Source organism: Gordonia alkaliphila, assembly GCF_039542465.1.
Classification (GTDB): domain Bacteria; phylum Actinomycetota; class Actinomycetes; order Mycobacteriales; family Mycobacteriaceae; genus Gordonia; species Gordonia alkaliphila.
Genome location: NZ_BAABIE010000006.1, coordinates 1 through 18,832 on the forward strand (window position 1 = coordinate 1; position 18,832 = coordinate 18,832).

At 68.6% G+C, this 18,832-nt stretch carries 21 protein-coding genes and 1 pseudogene; 10 read left to right on the forward strand and 12 right to left on the reverse strand.

Going from position 1 to position 18,832, the window contains the following annotated elements; all coding sequences use genetic code 11:
- Positions 1-890 precede the first annotated feature (890 nt).
- The 5 genes from ABD989_RS07740 to ABD989_RS07760 form a co-directional block, all read right to left on the reverse strand.
- Positions 891-2,387 carry a hypothetical protein gene (locus ABD989_RS07740; RefSeq protein WP_345313041.1) on the reverse strand — a complete coding sequence of 499 codons (1,497 nt, stop codon included), beginning with the start codon at positions 2,385-2,387 and terminating at the stop codon, positions 891-893.
- Positions 2,384-2,707 carry a DUF2742 domain-containing protein gene (locus ABD989_RS07745; protein ID WP_345313042.1) on the reverse strand — a complete coding sequence of 108 codons (324 nt, stop codon included), beginning with the start codon at positions 2,705-2,707 and terminating at the stop codon, positions 2,384-2,386. Before ABD989_RS07745 ends, ABD989_RS07740 begins: the two co-directional genes overlap by 4 nt.
- Positions 2,704-3,021, reverse strand: coding sequence for a hypothetical protein (locus ABD989_RS07750; protein WP_345313043.1), 318 nt, complete (start codon positions 3,019-3,021; stop codon positions 2,704-2,706). The genes ABD989_RS07745 and ABD989_RS07750 overlap by 4 nt, the downstream gene beginning before the upstream one ends.
- Positions 3,018-3,239: a hypothetical protein gene (locus ABD989_RS07755; RefSeq protein WP_345313044.1), complete on the reverse strand. Its 222-nt coding sequence runs from the start codon at positions 3,237-3,239 to the stop codon at positions 3,018-3,020. Before ABD989_RS07755 ends, ABD989_RS07750 begins: the two co-directional genes overlap by 4 nt.
- Positions 3,240-3,334: 95 nt before the next feature.
- A complete protein-coding gene (locus ABD989_RS07760; protein ID WP_345313045.1) occupies positions 3,335-3,535 on the reverse strand; it encodes a helix-turn-helix transcriptional regulator in 201 nt (66 codons plus the stop codon).
- A gap of 95 nt (positions 3,536-3,630) precedes the next feature.
- Between ABD989_RS07760 and ABD989_RS07765 the strand changes: the two genes are divergently transcribed.
- Both ABD989_RS07765 and ABD989_RS07770 read left to right on the forward strand, forming a co-directional pair.
- Positions 3,631-4,161 (forward strand): helix-turn-helix transcriptional regulator, encoded by a 531-nt coding sequence (locus ABD989_RS07765; RefSeq protein ID WP_345313046.1) that lies wholly within the window; start codon positions 3,631-3,633, stop codon positions 4,159-4,161.
- The gene (locus ABD989_RS07770) at positions 4,145-5,287 is read left to right on the forward strand and encodes a tyrosine-type recombinase/integrase (RefSeq protein ID WP_345313047.1); all 1,143 of its coding nucleotides are present in this window, start codon (positions 4,145-4,147) and stop codon (positions 5,285-5,287) included. Before ABD989_RS07765 ends, ABD989_RS07770 begins: the two co-directional genes overlap by 17 nt.
- Before the next feature lie 31 nt (positions 5,288-5,318).
- Here ABD989_RS07770 and glnA read toward each other — a convergent pair whose 3' ends face one another.
- On the reverse strand, positions 5,319-6,752 hold the full coding sequence (gene glnA / locus ABD989_RS07775; protein ID WP_345313048.1) for a type I glutamate--ammonia ligase: 1,434 nt from the start codon (positions 6,750-6,752) through the stop codon (positions 5,319-5,321).
- Between the two features lie 230 nt (positions 6,753-6,982).
- Here glnA and ABD989_RS07780 point away from each other — a divergent pair, with 230 nt between their 5' ends.
- The 7 genes and pseudogenes from ABD989_RS07780 (at position 6,983) to ABD989_RS07810 (ending at position 10,958) form a co-directional block, all read left to right on the forward strand.
- Entirely contained in the window at positions 6,983-7,525 is a 543-nt protein-coding gene (locus ABD989_RS07780) for an RDD family protein (RefSeq protein WP_345313189.1), read from the forward strand.
- Between the two features lie 32 nt (positions 7,526-7,557).
- Positions 7,558-8,478 (forward strand): SDR family oxidoreductase, encoded by a 921-nt coding sequence (locus tag ABD989_RS07785; RefSeq protein WP_345313049.1) that lies wholly within the window; start codon positions 7,558-7,560, stop codon positions 8,476-8,478.
- On the forward strand, positions 8,475-8,681 hold the full coding sequence (locus ABD989_RS07790; RefSeq protein WP_308221388.1) for a patatin-like phospholipase family protein: 207 nt from the start codon (positions 8,475-8,477) through the stop codon (positions 8,679-8,681). The genes ABD989_RS07785 and ABD989_RS07790 overlap by 4 nt, the downstream gene beginning before the upstream one ends.
- 71 nt (positions 8,682-8,752) lie before the next feature.
- The gene (locus ABD989_RS07795) at positions 8,753-9,118 is read left to right on the forward strand and encodes a hypothetical protein (RefSeq protein ID WP_345313050.1); all 366 of its coding nucleotides are present in this window, start codon (positions 8,753-8,755) and stop codon (positions 9,116-9,118) included.
- Positions 9,119-9,158: 40 nt separating this feature from the next.
- Entirely contained in the window at positions 9,159-9,434 is a 276-nt protein-coding gene (locus ABD989_RS07800; protein ID WP_308221386.1) for a hypothetical protein, read from the forward strand.
- Positions 9,431-10,616 (forward strand): annotated as a pseudogene (locus ABD989_RS07805) (flavin-containing monooxygenase); the annotation flags it as partial. The gene ABD989_RS07800 and the pseudogene ABD989_RS07805, both read left to right, overlap by 4 nt.
- 75 nt (positions 10,617-10,691) lie before the next feature.
- Positions 10,692-10,958, forward strand: coding sequence for a DUF2277 domain-containing protein (locus tag ABD989_RS07810; RefSeq protein ID WP_246997153.1), 267 nt, complete (start codon positions 10,692-10,694; stop codon positions 10,956-10,958).
- 35 nt (positions 10,959-10,993) lie between these two features.
- Here the strand turns inward: ABD989_RS07810 and ABD989_RS07815 are convergent, their stop codons facing one another.
- The 6 genes from ABD989_RS07815 to ABD989_RS07840 all read right to left on the reverse strand — a co-directional run bounded on the left by ABD989_RS07815 (position 10,994) and on the right by ABD989_RS07840 (position 17,679).
- A complete protein-coding gene (locus ABD989_RS07815) occupies positions 10,994-11,752 on the reverse strand; it encodes a DUF4191 domain-containing protein (protein ID WP_345313051.1) in 759 nt (252 codons plus the stop codon).
- A 10-nt stretch (positions 11,753-11,762) separates the two neighbouring features.
- Complete coding sequence (lipA, locus tag ABD989_RS07820; RefSeq protein WP_345313052.1) at positions 11,763-12,782, reverse strand: lipoyl synthase; 1,020 nt, start codon at positions 12,780-12,782, stop codon at positions 11,763-11,765.
- Positions 12,779-13,447 carry a lipoyl(octanoyl) transferase LipB gene (gene lipB / locus ABD989_RS07825; protein ID WP_345313053.1) on the reverse strand — a complete coding sequence of 223 codons (669 nt, stop codon included), beginning with the start codon at positions 13,445-13,447 and terminating at the stop codon, positions 12,779-12,781. Before lipB ends, lipA begins: the two co-directional genes overlap by 4 nt.
- Positions 13,440-14,321, reverse strand: a complete 882-nt coding sequence (locus ABD989_RS07830; RefSeq protein ID WP_345313054.1) for a TIGR01777 family oxidoreductase — start codon at positions 14,319-14,321, stop codon at positions 13,440-13,442. Before ABD989_RS07830 ends, lipB begins: the two co-directional genes overlap by 8 nt.
- Positions 14,322-16,031 carry a 2-oxoglutarate dehydrogenase, E2 component, dihydrolipoamide succinyltransferase gene (gene sucB / locus ABD989_RS07835; RefSeq protein WP_345313055.1) on the reverse strand — a complete coding sequence of 570 codons (1,710 nt, stop codon included), beginning with the start codon at positions 16,029-16,031 and terminating at the stop codon, positions 14,322-14,324.
- A gap of 118 nt (positions 16,032-16,149) precedes the next feature.
- Complete coding sequence (locus tag ABD989_RS07840) at positions 16,150-17,679, reverse strand: leucyl aminopeptidase (RefSeq protein WP_345313056.1); 1,530 nt, start codon at positions 17,677-17,679, stop codon at positions 16,150-16,152.
- Positions 17,680-17,704: 25 nt separating this feature from the next.
- Between ABD989_RS07840 and gcvT the strand changes: the two genes are divergently transcribed.
- Complete coding sequence (gene gcvT, locus ABD989_RS07845; RefSeq protein ID WP_345313057.1) at positions 17,705-18,814, forward strand: glycine cleavage system aminomethyltransferase GcvT; 1,110 nt, start codon at positions 17,705-17,707, stop codon at positions 18,812-18,814.
- Positions 18,815-18,832: the final 18 nt, after the last annotated feature.

The following is an 18,832-nucleotide window of genomic DNA, read 5'->3' on the forward strand; positions in this document are numbered from 1 at the left end:
GAGAAGGACAAGGCCGCCGCACTCCTGGACGCGCAAGCCCAAATCGCATAGCGTTCACAACGACTCGTTGATCAGAACGCGTGACTCTACGCCCGATCCGAAGTCCACCACCCCAAGGGGCACTATCCGAAGATGAAGCTTCCCACGGCTGTTCGTGCCCTTCGGCACCCGTAAGAACTTGTCGACGAACGCGAGACAACGCTCAGATTCGACGTCCGACCTGGGCTTAAACGGCAGCGGAGAATCAGAGACCGCGGCCTTCGGTCCAGCTTTAATCGGTCCCACCTCCATCCTTTTCTGTACTCAGTCCAAAGTGTAACGCGCTCCGTGCCTTGCCTTCGGGTCTCTGACCTGGGCTTTTGCGGTATCCCCCCTGTTTGGCTTGGCCGCGTGCTCGGTTGCATGGGCCGCATACGACGTCGATGTCCGCGAGGCGGATGGTGAGTCCTTGGGCTTTTCTCTCCCATGCTTCGGGGGAATGGTCGGCTTGGAGGTCGGTGGTGGCGCTGCAGTCTGTGCAGAAGGGTTGGAGGCGTCGGGCTCGTCGGGATAGGCGGGTCCAGGTGCTGTCGTAGCCGCGTTGGTGGGCGGTGGGTTTGGTGTCGCCGGGGGTGCAGGCTGGGCAGTAGGTGCCGGCGGGGATGGGTTGGCCGCACCGGTGGCAGGGGCGGGCGGTCATGGGGCGGGTTCCTCCAGGGTGTCGATGATCGCGTTGGCGAGGTGGACGGCTTGGTCGTGGCTGAAGGTCCATCCGGCGAAGCTGATTCCTCCTCCGACTCGATGGATGCGGGGAACAGCGTTCGCTGGTCTGCAGTCGTGGCAATATCGCGTAACAGACTTGGTGGGACGATTGCAGCTGGTGCAGTGGCGGGTCTTGCGCTTGCGTGCCATCAGGCGATCTCCTGTCGGATGATGGGTCGGTTGCCGAAGCGTTCGTCTCGCTCGATTGAGGCGCTGTGGACGACGACGGCTCGGGCCTTGGGTTCGGCCTTCTTGACGGTGGTGTTGCCGGGGTCGTTGCATTCCTCGCACTGACCATTGGCTTCGAGGGGTTGCTCGATGAAGCACTTCGGGCACAGTCCGATGGTCGGGATTGGTACACCCTGTACCAGTGGTACACCCTCCCTGACCTGCGGAGATGGACCCTGTACCTCGGTACACCCTGTACTTTCCGTAAGTCGGTACCGGCACCCTCGGTCAACGGGGATTTCGACGATCAGGTTGGCCTCGGCGAGTTCGGCAATTGCGGCGCCGAAGTGGTCCCGGAGATCCGCCTTCATCGCCGAGCGCAGTTCATTGCGGGCCAGTTCTTCCTTCGCTTCGAGGCGGCGGAGGATGGTCTTCTTTGCTCGTTCAAGGCGGCGGTCGGAGATGATCTCGTCTCCGGTGGCGCGGGCGATTGCGCGGTCTTGCACCTTCCTGCGCGCGGCCTTCTTCGACTCGGAGACGAGCCAGTCTCGGACAGCGTGGGAGCGGTCCATGATGACTGCGGACAGTTCCCAGTCGAGTTCGGAGACGACGGACCGCTTGTGCATGATCGCCAGGACCGCGGCGACTTTGCAGCGCGTCAGCATGGCGTGGCCGTCGAGTGCGTCAGCTTCGCCTCGTTGGCGTGCGAGGTGGGCGGCGACGATGGTTTCGCGGATCTCGTCGGGACCGTATTGGATCTCCACGATGCCGTGCTCGTCTGCCTTCCAGGCGGGTAGCTGGGTGTCGAGTGCTGCCGGGTCGGGGATCAGGTCGGCGGGCATGTGCGGGTCGATCGTGAGGAACCACAGGAACCGTTGCGGGGTGCCTCCGGTGGCGTCGTCGAAGATCACTCCGGTATGTCCGGGCTGGGCGCCGACGGACATGCAGGCGCGGTAGGAGTGTGCTTGCACGATTCGGGTGGTGGCAGCTGAAGCGTTGGATTGGCCGATGGTTTCGCCCATTGCCAGTGACTTCAGTTGTGCGAGGAGGATGGACCCTTGTCGGGAGGCGAGGCCGGCCAACGTGTCGATCTCGGGGACGTTGATGATGGCGCGGGTGGTGCGGTCGTCTCCGTCCTCGTCGTCGGAGTCCTTCTTGGGCTTGGGCCTGGCGAAGATCGCACTGAGACCTTCACCGGACCCGAGGGGTCGTTCTTCGATCTCGGCGGGCCAGACGAGGCGGGCCACCTTGTCGGAGATTCCTTTGCCTCCTCCAGATGGTGCTGCGAACGCGACGAGGAGGTTCAGCGATGCGCGGCCACCGATGATGCCGGGGAGTTGGACGGTCGGTTCGGTGGTGGCGGCGACGCGGAGGAGGGTTGCGCCGAAGACTGCCCAGGGCGCCGCGTATCGGGCGCGTGCCCATTGGTGGATGGTCTTCAGCTCGTCGGTGGCGTTGAAGAACTCGTCGTCGTTCACGATGCTTTCCTCCGTAGGTCTGGGTGTGCGCGGTAGAAGGCGTTGCGGGCGGCGATCTGCTTGGCGACCTGCGCCCAAGGGAGTGCTTGCGAGATGTCGATGGCGGCTTGCTTGGCGAAGAACTTGGCGTCGTCGAGCTGGCGGAGTTCTTCTTCGAGTGCCCATCGTTCGCCTGCTCGGATGACGGAGGCGATCTTCTGGGGGTCGTCGTCGTCGAGGTCGGTCCAGGCGGTGCTGCCGGCGTCGGGGACTGGTCCGATGCCGGCGAGCCGGTGGCGCACGAAGGCGCGCACCGGCTCCCAGGAGATCGGGTCGGTCACAGACGTCCTTCGATGAAGGCGTCGGTGGTGTGGGTCGTCCAAGCGAGGTCGTCGCGCATCTTGCGCAACTGGTCGCAGACGGGACAGATGGCGTCGGACCGTCCTGTTCCACCACTGCCTGTAGCGACCGCACGCTCGCAGTCGTTCAGTCCACAGAGCGACCAGCCGAGCTTCACGTTGACCCAGTGGATCCAGTCCTCGGCGTCGTCGCTGCGGCTGGAGAACATTTCGTTGACGGCACCGAGAAGGTCGGTGTGACGATCGGCTTCTTCGAGGAGGTCGGGCACGATGATCGGTTCGGGTTGTGTGCTCATCGGGTCACCTGCTGGATCTCGATGTCGGCGACGTTGCGGCTGTCGAGGGTGATCCATCCCCAGGTGGCGCCTCCCTGCTCGTAGAAGCCGCCGGGGAAGCGGGCTTGGATGAGGGTGTCGATCGCGTCGGCGGGGTCGAGCTGGTACGTGAACTCCTCGGAGCTGATGTGGCTCGGGGACGGGTAGTGCGCGGTGATGACGGTGATAGGCTCGGTCACAGCTTCATTCCTTTCGTATGGGTTGTGGCTACGGACCTCGGTGGCGTTCTTGGCGGGATGCACCGGGGTCTTTCGCATCTGCGGGTGTTGGCGGGTCAAGCGACGCCGCCTCGGGTGGTGGCGGCTTCCTGCTCCGCGATCCAGCGTTCGATTTCGCTGCGGCGGTACAGAACCTTCTTGCCGAGCATGAAGCTGGCTGGGCCCTGGTTGGCGTGTCGCCAGTAGCGGAGGGTGGCGGCGGGAAGGAACGGGTACGTCTCCGAAACCTGCTTGGTGGTCAGAAATTCGTTGCTCATCTGCTCTCCTCAATTTGTGTTGTTGGGCTGACACACGGAGGCTAGCACACGGTTTGTGTTGGTGGGAGAATCTGTTTTGTGGGACGGTGGTTGGCATGGATGAAGACGAGCGGTTCCGCCTCACCGTCAAGCGCTTACGTGAGCAGCTTGGATGGAGTCAGGCGCAACTAGCAGAAAAGCTGCGTGAGCAGGGGTTTTCCCAGTTTCACCCAACTACCGTTAGTCGAGTAGAGAAGGGTGACCGAGCCGTACGACTCGCCGAAGCCAGGGGCTTCGCCAAGGCCTTCGATCGAACGGTTGGAGAAATGATGCTCGATGAGGCATCTGGCGCCTACCACGACCGACTGAGCCGAGATCTAGATGATCTTTGGGTTGAGCGGCAGGCGATCCGCGCAGCCGCCGGCAGGGCGCAAGGGCATCGCACATCGGCCCAGTATCTGATCAGGAAGTTCGATCAGCAGGAGCTTGACTTCCGACTGAAGGATCTTCCGGTCGACATCCAAACAGGCCTGCTCAACCTGATACTCCGAGCGAAGAATGAGACGACTGGCAGGGCGTTCATTGAAGACCAAGTGTTGTACTTCGACGACGACGAGACAGAAGCCGAGCATGACTCAGCGCCGTAATCGTCGTGCCGGCGTCGAGGACCGGTGGCGCAAGCGCGACAAGACACCCTCAGCCAACGACGGCAAGGGAATGCGTTGGCGCGCAAGGTATGTCGACGCTGAAGGCCAGGAACACACCAAAGGCTTCACTCGGAAAGTGGATGCTCAGGATTGGCTGGACGAGCGAACGTCAGCGGTCGTCACCGGAACACACGTAGCGCCGCGGGATCAGCTCACAGTGGCCCAGTGGTGCGGCATGTGGATCGAGGCCTACCAAGTGAATCGGGCGTCCACCGTCAGGCAGGCGCGCACGCACATCACGCACATCACCGCCGAGTTCGGGGATCAGAAGATGGCGTCGATCAGGCCGACGATGGTGAAGGCGTGGGTGGCGAAGCTGCAGCAGCAGGGGATGGCGCCCAGCTACGTTCACGCGCTCCATTCGCGTCTGTCACAGATCCTCGGCGACGCCGTGCATGACCAGCTCCTCGTCCGAAACCCTTGTTCTCGGAGGACGTCGCCGCCGGCAGGCACGCAGAAGCCGTACGTGGCGACGACCGAACAGGTCTGGGCGTTGTACGACGTGATGGAGGAACCGTTGAAGGCCGCGGTGCTCCTCGGCGCGTTCGTCGGCTTGCGCGTGTCGGAGGCCGCGGCGTTGCGCGTCCAGGACGTCGACTTCATGCGCGGCATCGTGTTGCCGGTCCAGCAGTGGCCGGACGTCCCACTGAAGACGGAGGGGAGTAGTCAGCCGATCCCGATTCCTCAGGAGCTGGTGGTCCTGCTGTCGGAGTCGGTGCGGAACTATCCGTCGGCGACGGGAATGGTCCTGACGCAAGGCTTGGGAACCGATCATGCGGCGCCATGGTCGATCGAGCGTGCCGTCCGTGCGGCCAAGCCGAAGGTGAAGGGTCTGCCGGAGGAGTTCAGCTTCCACGATCTGCGGCACTATCTGGCGTCGCTGTTGATCGCGTCGGGCTCGGACGTGAAGACGGTGCAGGCGCGTCTGCGGCATTCGTCGGCTCGGACGACGTTGGACACGTACGCGCACCTGTGGCCGGACGCGGACGAGTCGACCCGCTCGGCGATCGGGAAGGTGATCGCGGAGCGGGCCGATTCTGCTGCGGACGGACTGCGGACGGTCTGACCTATCTGTGCAGGTCAGGGCCGTTTAAGGGTCAGCAGTCGTAGTACATCTGGAATTCGTAGGGGTGCGGGCGAACCTGCACCGGCAGGATCTCGTTCTCCCGCTTGTACGCCACCCAGGTGTCGATGAGGTCTTCGGTGAAGACGCCGCCGGCGGTCAGGTAGTCGTGATCCTCCTCGAGGCGGTCGATCACCGCGGACAGCGAGGTCGGGGCCTGCGGGATGCCCTTGGCCTCCTCGGGCGGCAGCTCGTAGAGGTCCTTGTCGACGGGCTCGTGCGGCTCGATCTTGTTCTTGATGCCGTCCAGGCCGGCCATCAACATCGCGGCGAACGCCAGGTACGGGTTGCCGGAGCTGTCCGGGCAACGGAACTCGATGCGCTTGGCCTTCGGGTTGTTGCCGGTGATCGGGATACGCACGCAGGCGCTGCGGTTGCGCTGGCTGTAGACCAGATTGATCGGGGCCTCGTAGCCGGGGACCAGTCGCTTGTACGAGTTGATCGTCGGGTTGGTGAAGGCCAGCAGGCTCGGGGCGTGGTGCAGAATGCCGCCGATGTAGTAGCGCGCCATGTCCGAGAGGCCGCCGTAGCCGGACTCGTCGTAGAACAGCGGCTTGCCGTCGAGCCACAGCGACTGGTGGGCGTGCATGCCCGAACCGTTGTCGCCGAAGAGCGGCTTGGGCATGAAGGTGACCGACTTGCCGTGCTGCCAAGCGGTGTTCTTGATGATGTACTTGAACAGCTGAACGTCGTCGGCCGCGTGCAGCAGAGTGTTGAACTTGTAGTTGATCTCCGCCTGGCCGCCGGTGCCCACCTCGTGGTGGCCGCGTTCCAGAGTGAAGCCGGAGTTCTGCAGCGTGGTCGACATCTCGTCGCGCAAGTCGACGTAGTGGTCGTACGGGGCCACCGGGAAGTAGCCGCCCTTGGGGCGCACCTTGTAACCGAGGTTCGGGGTGCCGTCCGGGTTGGTCTCCTTGCGGGCGTTCCACCAGCCGGACTCGGACTCGACCTTGTAGAAGGTCTCGTTCATCTCCGAGCCGTAGGAGACGCCGTCGAAGATGTAGAACTCGGCTTCGGCACCGAAGAAGCAGGTGTCGGCGATGCCGGTGGAGGTCAGGTAGTCCTGGGCCTTGCGGGCGACGTTGCGGGGGTCGCGGCTGTAGGCCTCGCGGGTGAACGGGTCGTGCACGAAGAAGCTGACGTTCATCGTCTTGGCCTTGCGGAACGGATCGATCCGCGCGGTGGCCGGGTCGGGCAGCAGCATCATGTCGGACTCGTCGATCGACTGGAAGCCGCGCACCGACGAGCCGTCGAAGGCGAGGCCTTCTTCGAAGACGGACTCATCGAACGCCGAGGCGGGGATCGAGAAGTGCTGCATGGTCCCGGGGAGGTCGCAGAACCGAATGTCGACGTATTCGACGCCCTCGGCCTTGATGCCCTCGAGTAGTTCTTCGTTCGTGTTGTACACGGTCGCCGTACTCCTTACTGGGGTGGTCCAGAACCTCTCTGGACCGCAATCCACCCTGCCATTGTCTCTCGCGGCAAGGCTGGATCGTTGGATTAGACGCTATGGAGGCGAGATTGCCCGTTGGTCAAGCCAATGTTTCCCCCGTGTTACACGACGGCCCGGCCCGGGTGGTCCAGGTCACGACCTAGAATGAAGGCATGGCTTCGAAGAACAGCTCGCAGGGACCGTCGATGCGTGATGCGGCCGGTTCCTGGCTGACCGGGCCGTATCAGGCCAAGGAAGACGTCGACTATCGCGGCCAGGACCTCGGGCTGCCCGAGACCGGGCCCGGATCGATCGCCGGCGGCTGGCGCCGCGTGCTGGCGCTGCTTCTCGACTGGTTCATCGCGGCGGGCGTCGCGTTCCTGATCGTGGGTGCCCAGCCCGCATACGAGGCGAACGGCCAGGTGTACACCGCGTTCGAGATGACTGCCCGCGAAATGGCCTGGCCGCAGTTCCTCGTCTGGTTCATCCTGAGCATCGCCACGGTGCTCTTCTTCGGTTTCACACCGGGGCAGTATCTGGCCGGCGTTCGGGTGGCGCGCGTGGACTTCGGTCCCGAGCGCGGTGCCGCCGAAGCCGCGGGTACCGAGCCGCGCGCCGCGGTGGGCCTGGTCCGCGCCTTCTTCCGGCAGTTCTTGGTCCCGTTCGTGGTCCCGGCGCTGATCAACGACTACAACGGCCGCGCCATGCACGACCGCGCCACCGGCACCGCAATCGTCCGAACCCGCTGACACAACTTACTACGCAGTAAAGAATGGTCCTCATGGGACTGTTCCAGCGAGGGCCGGCACGGATTCGACTCGACGGCGCGGTGGTGCTCGTCACCGGTGGCGCCCGCGGCATCGGTGCGCGCACCGCCTGCGCGGCAGGCGACCGCGGCGCCCACGTCTGGATCGGCGACCTCGATCCCGACCTGGCCGAACGCGCGGCGACCGGTGCGCAGTGTCGCCGACTCGACGTGACCGACCCGGCGTCCTGGCAGTCGCTGGTCGACGAGATCGTGCGGGTGCACGGCCGGATCGACGTCCTGGTGAACAACGCCGGGGTGATGCCCACGGGTTCGCTCATCGCACAGCCGCTGGCCGAGATCGACCTGACCCTCGATGTGAACGTGCGCGGTGTGCTGCTCGGGATGCGCGCCGTGCTGCCGACGATGATCGCCGCACGCCGCGGACACATCGTCAACGTCGCCTCGATGGCCGGGGAACTGCCGCTGCCGGGCATGGTGACCTACAACGCCAGCAAGTACGCGGCGCTGGGCGCCTCGCTGGCGGCGCGCCGCGAGTACGAGGCGGCCGGGATCGCGGTCTGCGCCATCCTGCCGGCCGCGGTGCGCACGGAACTGTCCTCCGGCGCCGATCTGGGCGGCACGCTGCCCACCGTCGACCCCGAACAGGTGGCGGACGCGATCTTGCACACGCTGCGCTCGCGCGCGGCGCAGACGTCGGTGCCGCAGTGGGTGTCGCCGGCCTGGCGGGTGGCCGACCTGCTGACCCCGGAGCCGCTGATGCGGCTGGCGCGCGGCGTGGCCGACGACGACCAGGCCCTTCGGATCAACGCGAACGCCGGCCGTCGGGGATACCTCGATCGAATCGCGGACCAGACACGCGCGCACGCCGAGCCGGGGATCAGGGAATCGGGGATCGCGGAATCGGATATCTCGGCATCGGGGATCGCGGAGTGAGCCCCGGATCGTCGACGGCGGTCGTGATCGGCTGCGGCGGCACGATCGGCGGCGCATGGTCGATCGCCGCGTTGGCCGCGCTCGCCGAGCAGACGGGCTGGGATCCGCGGGATGCCGCCATCCTGCAGGGCACTTCGGCGGGCGCGGAGATCGTCACCATGCTCGGTGCCGGGTTCTCTACCGACGACCTGGTCGCCATGTAGCTCGAGCAGCCGGTCGACGCGCGCCTGGCCCGGCACCTGGCCGACACGCCGTCGTCGCTGCCGCCGCTGCCGTGGCCGCAGTTGCCGCGGCCGGGCACGCTGGGCCGCCAGTCCGGTCACCGGCGCTGACCGGACTGGCGCCGCGCGGGCGCGCCAATCCCGACTGGCTGGGCCGACTGGCCGACGCGGTGACCGAACCCGGGCAGCGCTGGCTGCCGCGCACCGGGGTGCGGTTGGTGAGCTATCGGCCCGACGAGGATCGGCGCGTCGCGTTCACCGGCTCGCCGGGCCCGACGAATCCGAACCTGTCGGGTGGCGCGACCTTCAGCGAAGCCCTGCGCGCCTCCTGGGCGATTCCCGCGTGGATGCCGCCGGTGGAGATCGACGGGCGGACTACGTGGACGGCGGCGCCGCCTCCACCGCCTCGGTGGATCTGATCGCCGCGGACGAAGCCGACGTGATCTACGTGTCACGTCGATGGCCGGGCTCGACGACGTCCACGGGCCCGGTGTGGGCGGGCGGCTCGAAGCGACCCTGCTGCGGCGACCGATGTCGGCAGTCCTCACTCAAGAAGTGGCCCGGGTCCGGGCCCGCGGTACCCGCGTGGTGGTGGTCTCGCCGACCGCTCCGGAGATGGTGCAGCTCGGCGCGAACTTCATGCGCCGGGGTCGTCGCGGGAAGGCCTTCGCCGCGGCCCGGCACAGCACGGTGGCCACCGTCGCCGCCGCTCTCGCGCAGGACGCGTCCGCGTGAGTGCGGCCCCGCGGTCACCGCGCATCGTGATCATCGGCGCCGGGGTCGCGGGCATCACGGCGGCGCACGTGCTCACCGACGCCGGTTTCGACGACGTGACCGTGCTGGAGAAGGGCTCGGACGTGGGCGGCGTCTGGTACTGGAACCGCTACCCGGGGCTGACCTGCGATGTGCCGTCGCAGATCTACCAGTTCGGGTTCGCGCCCAAGCCCGACTGGCCGCGGGTGTGGGCCACCGGGCCGCAGATCCAGCGGTACCACCGCGACGTCGTCGAGCAACTCGGCCTCGCCTCCCGGATCCGATTGGACACCGAGGTGGTGGCCGCGGAGTTCGACGACGACACCGCAAGGTGGCGACTGCGCACCCGGGGCGGGGAGGAACTGGCCGCCGACTTCGTGCTGTGCGCCACCGGCGTGCTGCACAATCCGTCGATCCCGTCGATCGACGGCCTGGGCGATTTCGCCGGTCCCGTGGTGCACACCGCCCGCTGGGACGACGACCTGGTGACCGACGGCAAGGCGGTCGCGGTGATCGGTACCGGATCCACCCGGCGTGCAGGTGGTGTCGGCGCTGCACGGCGGGGCCGCGAGCCTCACGCACTTCGTGCGGTCGCCGCAGTGGGTGCTGTGGGCGCCGATGTGGCTGCCGCAGCCATCCGGCGTCGCCACCGCGCGGCGCAGCGTGCCGGGCCTGCACGACCGCGTGTTCCAGACGCTGCAGTGGGGGAGTCAGATTCTGGCCGACGTGGTGACCACGCCGTCCTGGCGTCGCCGCGCGGTGCAGGCCTACGCGCGCCTGTCGCTGCAACTCGGGGTGCGCGACGCGGCGCTGCGTGCGCGACTGACACCGGACGACGAGCCGCTGTGCAAGCGGCAGGTGGTGTCGGGCAGCTACTGCGCCGTGCAGTCGTCGAACACCCGGCTGGAGACCGCGGCCATCGAGAAGGTGGTGCCCGACGGGATCGTCACCGTCGACGGCCGGCTGCACCGCCTCGACGTGATCGTGCTGGCGACCGGCTTCCGCACGCACGACTACATGCGGCCCATGGCGATCACCGGCCGCGACGGCCGCACCCTCGATCAGGAATGAGTCGACGGCCCCCGCGCCTACCGGATGACGGCGATCCCCGGTTTCCCGAATCTGTTCACCGTGCTGGGTCCCAACTCGCCGACCGGTTCCATCCCGGACCGGAACCGGCGCACTTCCGCGGAGCGCAGCCGCGACCGTCGTCGCCGGATCGGCCGTAAAATCAACGGCATGTGCCGAAACATTCGAACCCTGCATAACTTCGAGCCCCCGGCGACCACCGACGAGGTGCACGCGGCGGCGCTGCAATACGTGCGCAAGGTGGCGGGCACCACCAAACCGTCGCAGGCCAACGTCGCCGCCTTCGACGAGGCGGTGGAAGCGGTGGCCGCGGCGACCCAGCACCTGCTGGATCATCTGGTGACCAGCGCCGCGCCCAAGGACCGCGAGGTGGAGGCCGCCAAGGCCAAGGCCCGCTCGGCCGCCCGCTACGCGTAACGCGTCGTCAGCGGGTCCCGGCCGGGGTCAGTCGCTCAGGCGCCGCCGCGGCGACGGGCGGTGCGGGCGACGTTGCGCATCTTGGCGCCCTGCGGCATCGGACCCTTGGGCATGGCGGGACCGGACGCGCCCTTGCTCTTGAGGGCGGCCAGGCGGCCGTCGAGCGACTCCATGCGCTTGCGGTCGATGTTGCCGGGCAGCTTCTTGATGTGCTTCTCGAGCTTGGCGAGCTTGATCTCACCCTCGCCGTTGCCGACCACGATCTCGTAGATCGGGGTGTTGCCCACCACGCGGGCGGCCTTCTTCTTCTCTTGCGACATCAGCGGGCGCACGCGCGAGGCGGAGCCCTCGGCCACCAGGATGATGCCCGGCTTGCCGATCACGCGGTGCACGGCATCGAGCTGGCTGGTGCCGGCGACGGCCTGCTGCACGCGCCACTGGCCGCGCATGTTGCTCAACGCCCAGCCTGCCGCGCCCGGCTGGCCTTCGGCCTTCTTGAAGACGGTCGCCGACACGCGACGACCGAACAGAATGAACGCCAGGAGCACACCGACGGCGATGCCGAGCGGCAGCATCAGCCAGAGGCCGCCGAAGGCGTACTCGCCGATCAGGGCGAAGACGGTGGTCGACACGGCCACCACGCCGAGCATGAGCGGGATGAGCGCCTTGTCTTCCTTGCGCTGCATGTTGAAGGCCTGCCAGATCTGCTGGCGCTGCTCCTTCGAAGCCGCCTTGCGGGCGGTCTTCGCGGCCTTCTTGGCCTCTTTGCTCGCGGTGTCTTTCGCCTTTGCCATGCTGCCCAGTCTACGGTGCCATGCGCGCCAGGACCGACGAGGCCTCTTGCGCGGTGGTGCCCTCGTCGGCCAGGTGCGCCATGGCCGGGGCCAGTGCGCGGCCGTGGCGGGCCATGGCCTGTGCGTAGAGTCGTCCGGCCCGGTACGAGGAACGCACCAACGGCCCGGCCAGCACGCCGGCGAAGCCGAGTTCGGTGGCGAAGTCGGAGTGCTCGGCGAACTCCTCCGGCTTCACCCAGCGCTCCACCGGATGGTGGCGGGGCGTGGGCCGCAGGTACTGGGTGATGGTGACGATGTCGCAGCCGGCCTCATGCAGGTCGCGCAGCGCGTCGCGCACCTCCTCGGGCGTCTCGCCCAGGCCCAGGATCAGGTTCGACTTGGTGACCAGCCCGAAGTCGCGGGCCTGAGTCAGCACGTCGAGCGAGCGCTCGTAGCGGAACGCCGGGCGGATCCGCTTGAAGATGCGCGGCACCGTCTCCAGGTTGTGCGCCAGCACCTCCGGACGGGACTCGAAGACCTCGGCGAGCAGGTCGGGCTTGGCGTGGAAGTCGGGGATCAGATTCTCGACGCCGGTGCCCGGGTTGTACTCGTGGATCTTGCGGACCGTCTCGGCGTACAGCCAGGCGCCCTCGTCGGGCAGGTCGTCGCGGGCGACACCGGTGATCGTCGAGTAGCGCAGACCCATGGCCCGCACCGATTCGGCGACGCGGCGCGGCTCGTCGCGGTCGAGCGCGCTCGGCTTGCCGGTGTCGATCTGGCAGAAGTCGCAGCGCCGGGTGCACTGCTCGCCGCCGATCAGGAAGGTGGCCTCGCGGTCTTCCCAGCACTCGTAGATGTTCGGGCAGCCGGCTTCCTCGCAGACGGTGTTCAAGCCTTCGCTGCGCACCAGGTTCTTGAGCTCGGAGTACTCCGGACCCATCGTCGCGCGAGTCTTGATCCACTTCGGCTTGCGCTCGATGGGGGTCTGCGAGTTGCGCACCTCCAACCGGAGGAGCTTGCGGTCGGCGGGCGAGGTTGGCTGGGCGGTCACTGCACCGATCCTACGCGGTCCAGGCACTCCTGCACGTGGGCGGCGACGGCGTCGAGCGTCTCGGCGACGGTAAGCGCCGTTCCGGTCTCGGCGGCCAACGACGTGACCCCCGCGTCCGGGATGCCGCACGGGACGATCGCCGAGAACACCGACAGGTCCGGGTCCACGTTGAGCGCGAAGCCGTGCAGGGTGACGCCGCGGGCCACCCGGATGCCGATCTGCCCGAGTTTGCGTTCGCCGGCGTCGTCGATCACCCAGACACCGGATCGGCCCTCGACCCGGCCGGTGGTCAGCCCGCGGTCGGCGCAGAAGCCGATCAGGGCCTCCTCGACGCGGCGGACGTAGTCGACCACGTCGAGGGGTTCGGCGAGTTTCACGATCGGGTAGCCGACCAGCTGGCCGGGTCCGTGCCAGGTGATGCGGCCGCCGCGGTCGACGTCGATCACGCGGGCGCCGTTCACCGGACGGTCGCTGTCCTCGGTGCGCCGGCCCGCGGTGTAGATCGAGGGATGCTCGAGGAGCAGCAGCAGGTCGTGGTCCAGTTCGCCGGATGCCCGCTGCTCGGCCAGCTCGTGTTGCATCGCGTAGGCGGCCTCGTAGTCGACGGTGCCGAGCTTGCGGACTTCGAGAGGCGCGCTGCTGGCGCGCAGCGGACGATCAGGCACGGGTGTACTCCAGGGCTGCCGACAGGGTGGGGTGGGCGAAGCCGAAACCGTGCTCGGTCAGCACTGCCGGTTCCACTCGGGACGAGGTGAGGATCAGGTCGTCGACCAACTCGCCGCCGACGGCCTGCGCCAGGCGGGCGGGCACCGGAAGCATGGCCCGCCGACGGACGAGGCGGGCGAGCTTCTCGCTGAAGTCGCCGTACCGCACCGCGTGCGGCGCCGCCAGATTCACCGGTCCGGCGATCTCGGCGGCGTCGAGCAGATAGGTGATGGCGCGGACCTCGTCGGACAGCGAGATCCACGAGAAGTACTGGTTGCCGTCGCCGATGCGACCGCCGAGACCGAGCCGGTAGAGCGGCCGCAGACGACCGAGCAGGCCGCCGGACCGGGAGAGCACCGGCGCGGTCCGCAGATGGACCACGCGCGCACCGACCGCGGGTGCGGTGGCCGCCTCCCAATCGGCGGTGAGTGCCGCCAGGAAGCCGACGCCCACCGGCGTCGCCTCGGTGGCCGCCTCCTCGCCGGTGTCACCGTAGAAATCGGTGGCGCTGGCGCTGAGGAAGACGGGCACCCCGGCCTGCTGTACGGCTTCGGCGAGCACCCCGGTGGGGGTGACGCGCGAGTCCCGGAGCTGCTGTTTGAACCAGCCGCTCCAGCGTCGCGAGCCCAGGCCCACGCCGCCGAGGCCGACCACCGCGTCGACTCCGTCGAGCGCGCCCGGCGGAACCCCGAATGTCTCCGGGTCCCACCGGATCTGGCGGTCTCCGGTCACCGGCCCGCGCACCAGGCGCAGTACCTCGTGACCGGAGCCCGTCAGCGACTCGACGAGTGTCGAGCCGATCAGTCCGTGACTGCCGGCGACGGCGATACGCAACTACAGGCCCAGATCAGCGGCGAATTCGCCGGCCTCCAGGCGCTGACGCACCGTGGTGAGGAAGCGACCGGCGTCGGCACCGTCGATCAGGCGGTGATCGTAGGTCAGCGGCAGGTACGCCATCGACCGGGCCGCGATCGACTCGGTGCCGTCCTCGGCGGTGAGCACCACCGGGCGCTTCACGATGGCGCCGGTGCCCAGCATGGCGGCCTGCGGCGGCACCAGGATCGGGGTGTCGAACAGGGCGCCCTGGCTGCCGATGTTGGTGATGGTGAAGGTGCCGCCGGACAGCTCGTCGGGCTTCAGGTCGCCCGAGCGGGCACGCGCGGCGATGTCGGCGATCGCGCGGGCCAGGCCGGCCAGCGACAGATCGTCGGCGTTGTGGATCACCGGCGACAGCAGACCCTGCGGGGTGTCCACGGCGATACCCAGGTTCACCTGACCGTGGTAGGTGATCTCCTTCTTGGCCTCGTCGATGGAGGCGTTGATGTTCGGATGCACCTTGAGGGCCTCGACCACCGCCTTCGCGAAGAACGGCAGGAAGGTCAGGTTGACCCCCTCGGCGGCGCTGAAGGAGGCCTTGGCCTGTGCGCGCAGCGCCGCGATCCGGGTCATGTCGGCTTCGTGGACCTGCGTGAGCTGGGCGCTGGAGGCGAGCGACTCGCGGGTCTTCGCGGCGGTGATCTGGCGGATCCGGTTGATCGGCTGGGTGGTGCCGATCAGTGCCGCCAGGGCCGAGCTGGCCGCGGCGGGCGCGGGAGCCGCGGCGGCGGGCGCCGGTGCGGTCGGAGCAGCGGCCGGGGCCTTGGCGGCCTCGGCGGCGGCGAGCACGTCCTGCTTGCGGATGCGGCCGCCGACACCGGTGCCGGTCAGGGCGTTCAGGTCGACGTTGTGCTCCGCGGCGAGCTTGCGCACCAGCGGGGTGACGTACGGGGTGGACTCCAGGTCCTTGGGCGCGCTCGCGGCCGGTGCCGGAGCGGCCGCAGCAGGGGTGGGGGCCGGGGTGGGAGCAGGCGTGGGAGCCGGAGCCGGTGTGGGGGTCGGTGCGGACGCCGGGGTCGGTGCGGGCGCCGCCGGGGCGGGGGCGGCCGGGGCGGCACCGGCCGCACCGATCACGCCGAGCCGTCCGCCGACCTCGACGACGTCGTCCTCGTTCGCGACGATCTTCAGCAGCACGCCGGCGAAGGGCGACGGGATCTCGGTGTCGACCTTGTCGGTGGAGATCTCCAGCAGCGGCTCGTCGAGGGCCACCTCGTCGCCGACCTGCTTGAGCCACTGGGTCACGGTGCCCTCGGTGACCGACTCGCCGAGCTCCGGCATGGTCACGTCGTTACCGGACGCCGGGGCCGCGGGGGCGGCCGGCGCCGCGGGGGCCGCGGCGGGCTCCGGTGCAGCGGCGGGAGCGGGGGCGGCAGCAGGCTCGGGCTCCGGTGCGGCGGCGGGCGCGGGGGCCGCCTCGCCGGTGGCTTCGCCGGCCTCGCCGATCAGAGCGAGCTGGCCGCCCACCTCCACGACGTCGTCCTCGTGCGCCACGATTTTGATCAGGACGCCGGCGAAGGGCGACGGGATCTCGGTGTCGACCTTGTCCGTGGAGATCTCCAGCAACGGTTCATCCACCTCGACGGTGTCACCCTCGCTCTTCAGCCATTGGGTGACGGTCCCTTCGGTGACGCTTTCACCCAGTTCGGGCATCTCGACGGAGAAGGCCATTGCGTGTTGCTCCCTAGCTCAAATTTGTACGTGTGCCGGTCGACGGTCCTGCCGAATAAACCCTACCCTCATCGCCCCACCGGCTTGGGGGCCCTGGCGAGTTACCTGCGGGTACGCTTCAACCGGCGCTAGCGATGTCTTCCAGGACGGCGACGAGAGTCCGGACCGGGACGCCGGTGCCGCCCTTTCCGGTGTACCCGTACGCGCCGCCGGCGTTGAACGCGGGGCCCGCCACGTCGACGTGCGCCCAATCGATGTCGTCGGCCACGAACTCCTTCAAGAACATGGCGGCCGAGAGCATTCCGCCCCAGCGATGGTTGGTCACGTTCGCCAGGTCGGCGACCCGCGAGTTCAGGTCGGCGCGCAGCTCGGCGGGCATCGGCATCGGCCAGCCGTGCTCGCCGACCTCCTGGGACAGGCGGGCCACGCGGTCGCGGAACTCGTCGGTGCCCAGGACGCCCGGGGTGCGGGTGCCCAGCGCCACCATCTGCGCACCGGTCAGGGTGGCGGTGTCGATCAGGTAGTCCGGCTCGTCCTCGCAGGCGCGCACGATCGCGTCGGCCAGGATCAGGCGGCCCTCGGCGTCGGTGTTGAGGACCTCCACCGTGGTGCCGCCGTACTGGGTGAGGACGTCGCCGGGGCGCTGCGCGGTGCCTGACGGCATGTTCTCGGCCATCGGCACGGTCGCGGTGACCGCGACGTTCAGGCCGAGCTTCGCGGCGGCGACGACGGTGGCGATCACCGCGGCCGCGCCGCCCATGTCCGAGGTCATCTGCTCCATGCCGGCGGCCGGCTTGATCGAGATGCCGCCGGTGTCGAAGGTGACGCCCTTGCCGACCAGCGCGACCTTCTTGGCGGCGCCGGACGGGGCGTAGGTGAGGCGGACCAGACGCGGCGGCCGCGAGCTGCCCTGGCCGACGCCGAGGATACCGCCGTAGCCGCCGTCGGCGAGCGCCTGCTCGTCGAGGATCTGGACGTCCAGTCCGGCCGCGCTGCCGACCCGCTTGGCGCGGTCCGCGAACTCGCCGGGGTAGAGATGGCTCGGCGGGGTGTTCACGAAGTCGCGGGCGAGCGCGACGGCGTCGGCCACCACGAGGGCGTGTTCCAGCTCGCTCTTGGCCTGCTTGGTCTTCTGCGGCACCAGCAGGGTCACCTCGCTCGGCGGACGACGATCCGAGCGTGACTTGCCGGACCGGAAGTCGTCGAAGAGGTAGGCGCCGAGGTAGAAGCCTTCGGCGGCGGCGCTCAGATCGGCGGCGCCCAGCGTGGAGGTCACCGGCCCCGCGCCGTCCAGGGTGCGGACGGCGTTGCCTGCGGCCTGTCGGAGGTTCTCGGCGTCCTCGGCGTCGGCGGCGCTGCCCAGGCCCACGGCCGTCACCAGTCGTACGGGCAGGCCGGCGGGGGCGGGCACGGAGACCACCTGACCGGCCTTGCCGGTGGCGCCGACGGCGCGCAGCGCGGCGGTCAGTGCGTCGGCGGTCTCGTCGTCGAACAGGTCGTCGGTGACGAGCAGTGTGGGCTCGGTCTCGTCGGCGTCGGTATCGGCGGCGATCAGGCCGATCACCAGGACGTCGTCGTTCTTGGTCAGGGCTGTCCCGAGCTCGATGCGCGGGCCACGGTCACGGTCACAGATGTCGTTGCTGCTCACGCCAATCCACTCTACGGTGGTCCGCATGACTGCACTGCTCGCCGGCCCGATTGCCGACCGCCACGCCGCTCTCGGCGCCACCTTCGCCGAGTTCGGCGGCTGGGACATGCCCGTCTCCTACTCCGGAACCGGGGCCGAGCACGCCGCAGTCCGCACGGCGGTGGGGCTGTTCGACGTCAGTCACCTCGGCAAGGCACTGGTCGCCGGACCGGGCGCCGCCGCACTGATCAACCGGACCCTCACCAACGACCTCACCAAGATCACCCCCGGCAAGGCGCAGTACACGCTCTGCTGCAACGCGGCCGGCGGCGTGATCGACGACCTGATCGCCTACCTGGTCGGCGACGACGAGGTGTTCCTGGTGCCCAACGCGGCCAACACGCCCGCGGTGGTGGCCGCGCTCTCGGCGGCCGCACCGACCGAGGTGACGGTGACCGATCAGCATCGCGACTACGCGGTCTTCGCCGTGCAGGGTCCGCAGGCACCGGCCGTGCTCGACGCGCTCGGCCTGCCGTCCGACATGGAGTACATGGCCTTCGCCGACAGCGACCTGGTGCTCGGCGACCAGCGGTACCCGGTGCGCATCTGCCGCAGCGGCTACACCGGTGAACGCGGCTACGAGGTGCTGCCCCGCTGGGACGACGCCGGACCGGTCTGGGATGCGCTGCTGGCCGAGGTGACCGCGCGGGACGGTCTGCCCGCCGGTCTCGGCGCCCGCGACACGCTGCGCACCGAGATGGGGTACGCGCTGCACGGGCACGAGCTGAGCGAGGACATCACGCCGATCCAGGCGCGCAGTGCGTGGGCGGTCGGCTGGAACAAGCCCGAGTTCTTCGGGCGTGATGCCCTGCTCGCCGAGCGCGAAGCCGGTCCCGCCCGCCGCCTGATGGCGTTGCAGGCCAACGGGCGCGGCGTGCTCCGCGCCGGCTGCACGGTGCACCTGGCGCCGGGCGGCCCGCAGATCGGGGAGTGCACCTCGGGCACCTTCTCGCCGACGCTCAAGGCCGGTATCGGGCTGGCGCTGGTGGACACGCTGGCCGGGCTGTCGGTGGGCGACGAGGTGACGGTGGACGTGCGCGGCCGCGGCGTCGCCGCCACCGTCGTGAACCCGCCGTTCGTGGAGAGCCACGTCTGAGTCACCGCTGAGTCGGCG

Bases quoted from the DNA above. Each gene is read 5' to 3' on its own strand.
- ABD989_RS07750 (WP_345313043.1), bottom strand. From the start codon at position 3,021: ATGAGCACACAACCCGAACCGATCATCGTGCCCGACCTCCTCGAAGAA.
- ABD989_RS07760 (WP_345313045.1), bottom strand. From the start codon at position 3,535: ATGAGCAACGAATTTCTGACCACCAAGCAGGTTTCGGAGACGTACCCG.
- sucB (WP_345313055.1), bottom strand. From the start codon at position 16,031: ATGGCCTTCTCCGTCGAGATGCCCGAACTGGGTGAAAGCGTCACCGAA.
- ABD989_RS07800 (WP_308221386.1), top strand. From the start codon at position 9,159: ATGGCCGGGCTCGACGACGTCCACGGGCCCGGTGTGGGCGGGCGGCTC.
- ABD989_RS07765 (WP_345313046.1), top strand. From the start codon at position 3,631: ATGGATGAAGACGAGCGGTTCCGCCTCACCGTCAAGCGCTTACGTGAG.
- ABD989_RS07785 (WP_345313049.1), top strand. From the start codon at position 7,558: ATGGGACTGTTCCAGCGAGGGCCGGCACGGATTCGACTCGACGGCGCG.
- ABD989_RS07770 (WP_345313047.1), top strand. From the start codon at position 4,145: ATGACTCAGCGCCGTAATCGTCGTGCCGGCGTCGAGGACCGGTGGCGC.
- ABD989_RS07815 (WP_345313051.1), bottom strand. From the start codon at position 11,752: ATGGCAAAGGCGAAAGACACCGCGAGCAAAGAGGCCAAGAAGGCCGCG.
- ABD989_RS07780 (WP_345313189.1), top strand. From the start codon at position 6,983: ATGCGTGATGCGGCCGGTTCCTGGCTGACCGGGCCGTATCAGGCCAAG.
- gcvT (WP_345313057.1), top strand. From the start codon at position 17,705: ATGACTGCACTGCTCGCCGGCCCGATTGCCGACCGCCACGCCGCTCTC.
- ABD989_RS07810 (WP_246997153.1), top strand. From the start codon at position 10,692: ATGTGCCGAAACATTCGAACCCTGCATAACTTCGAGCCCCCGGCGACC.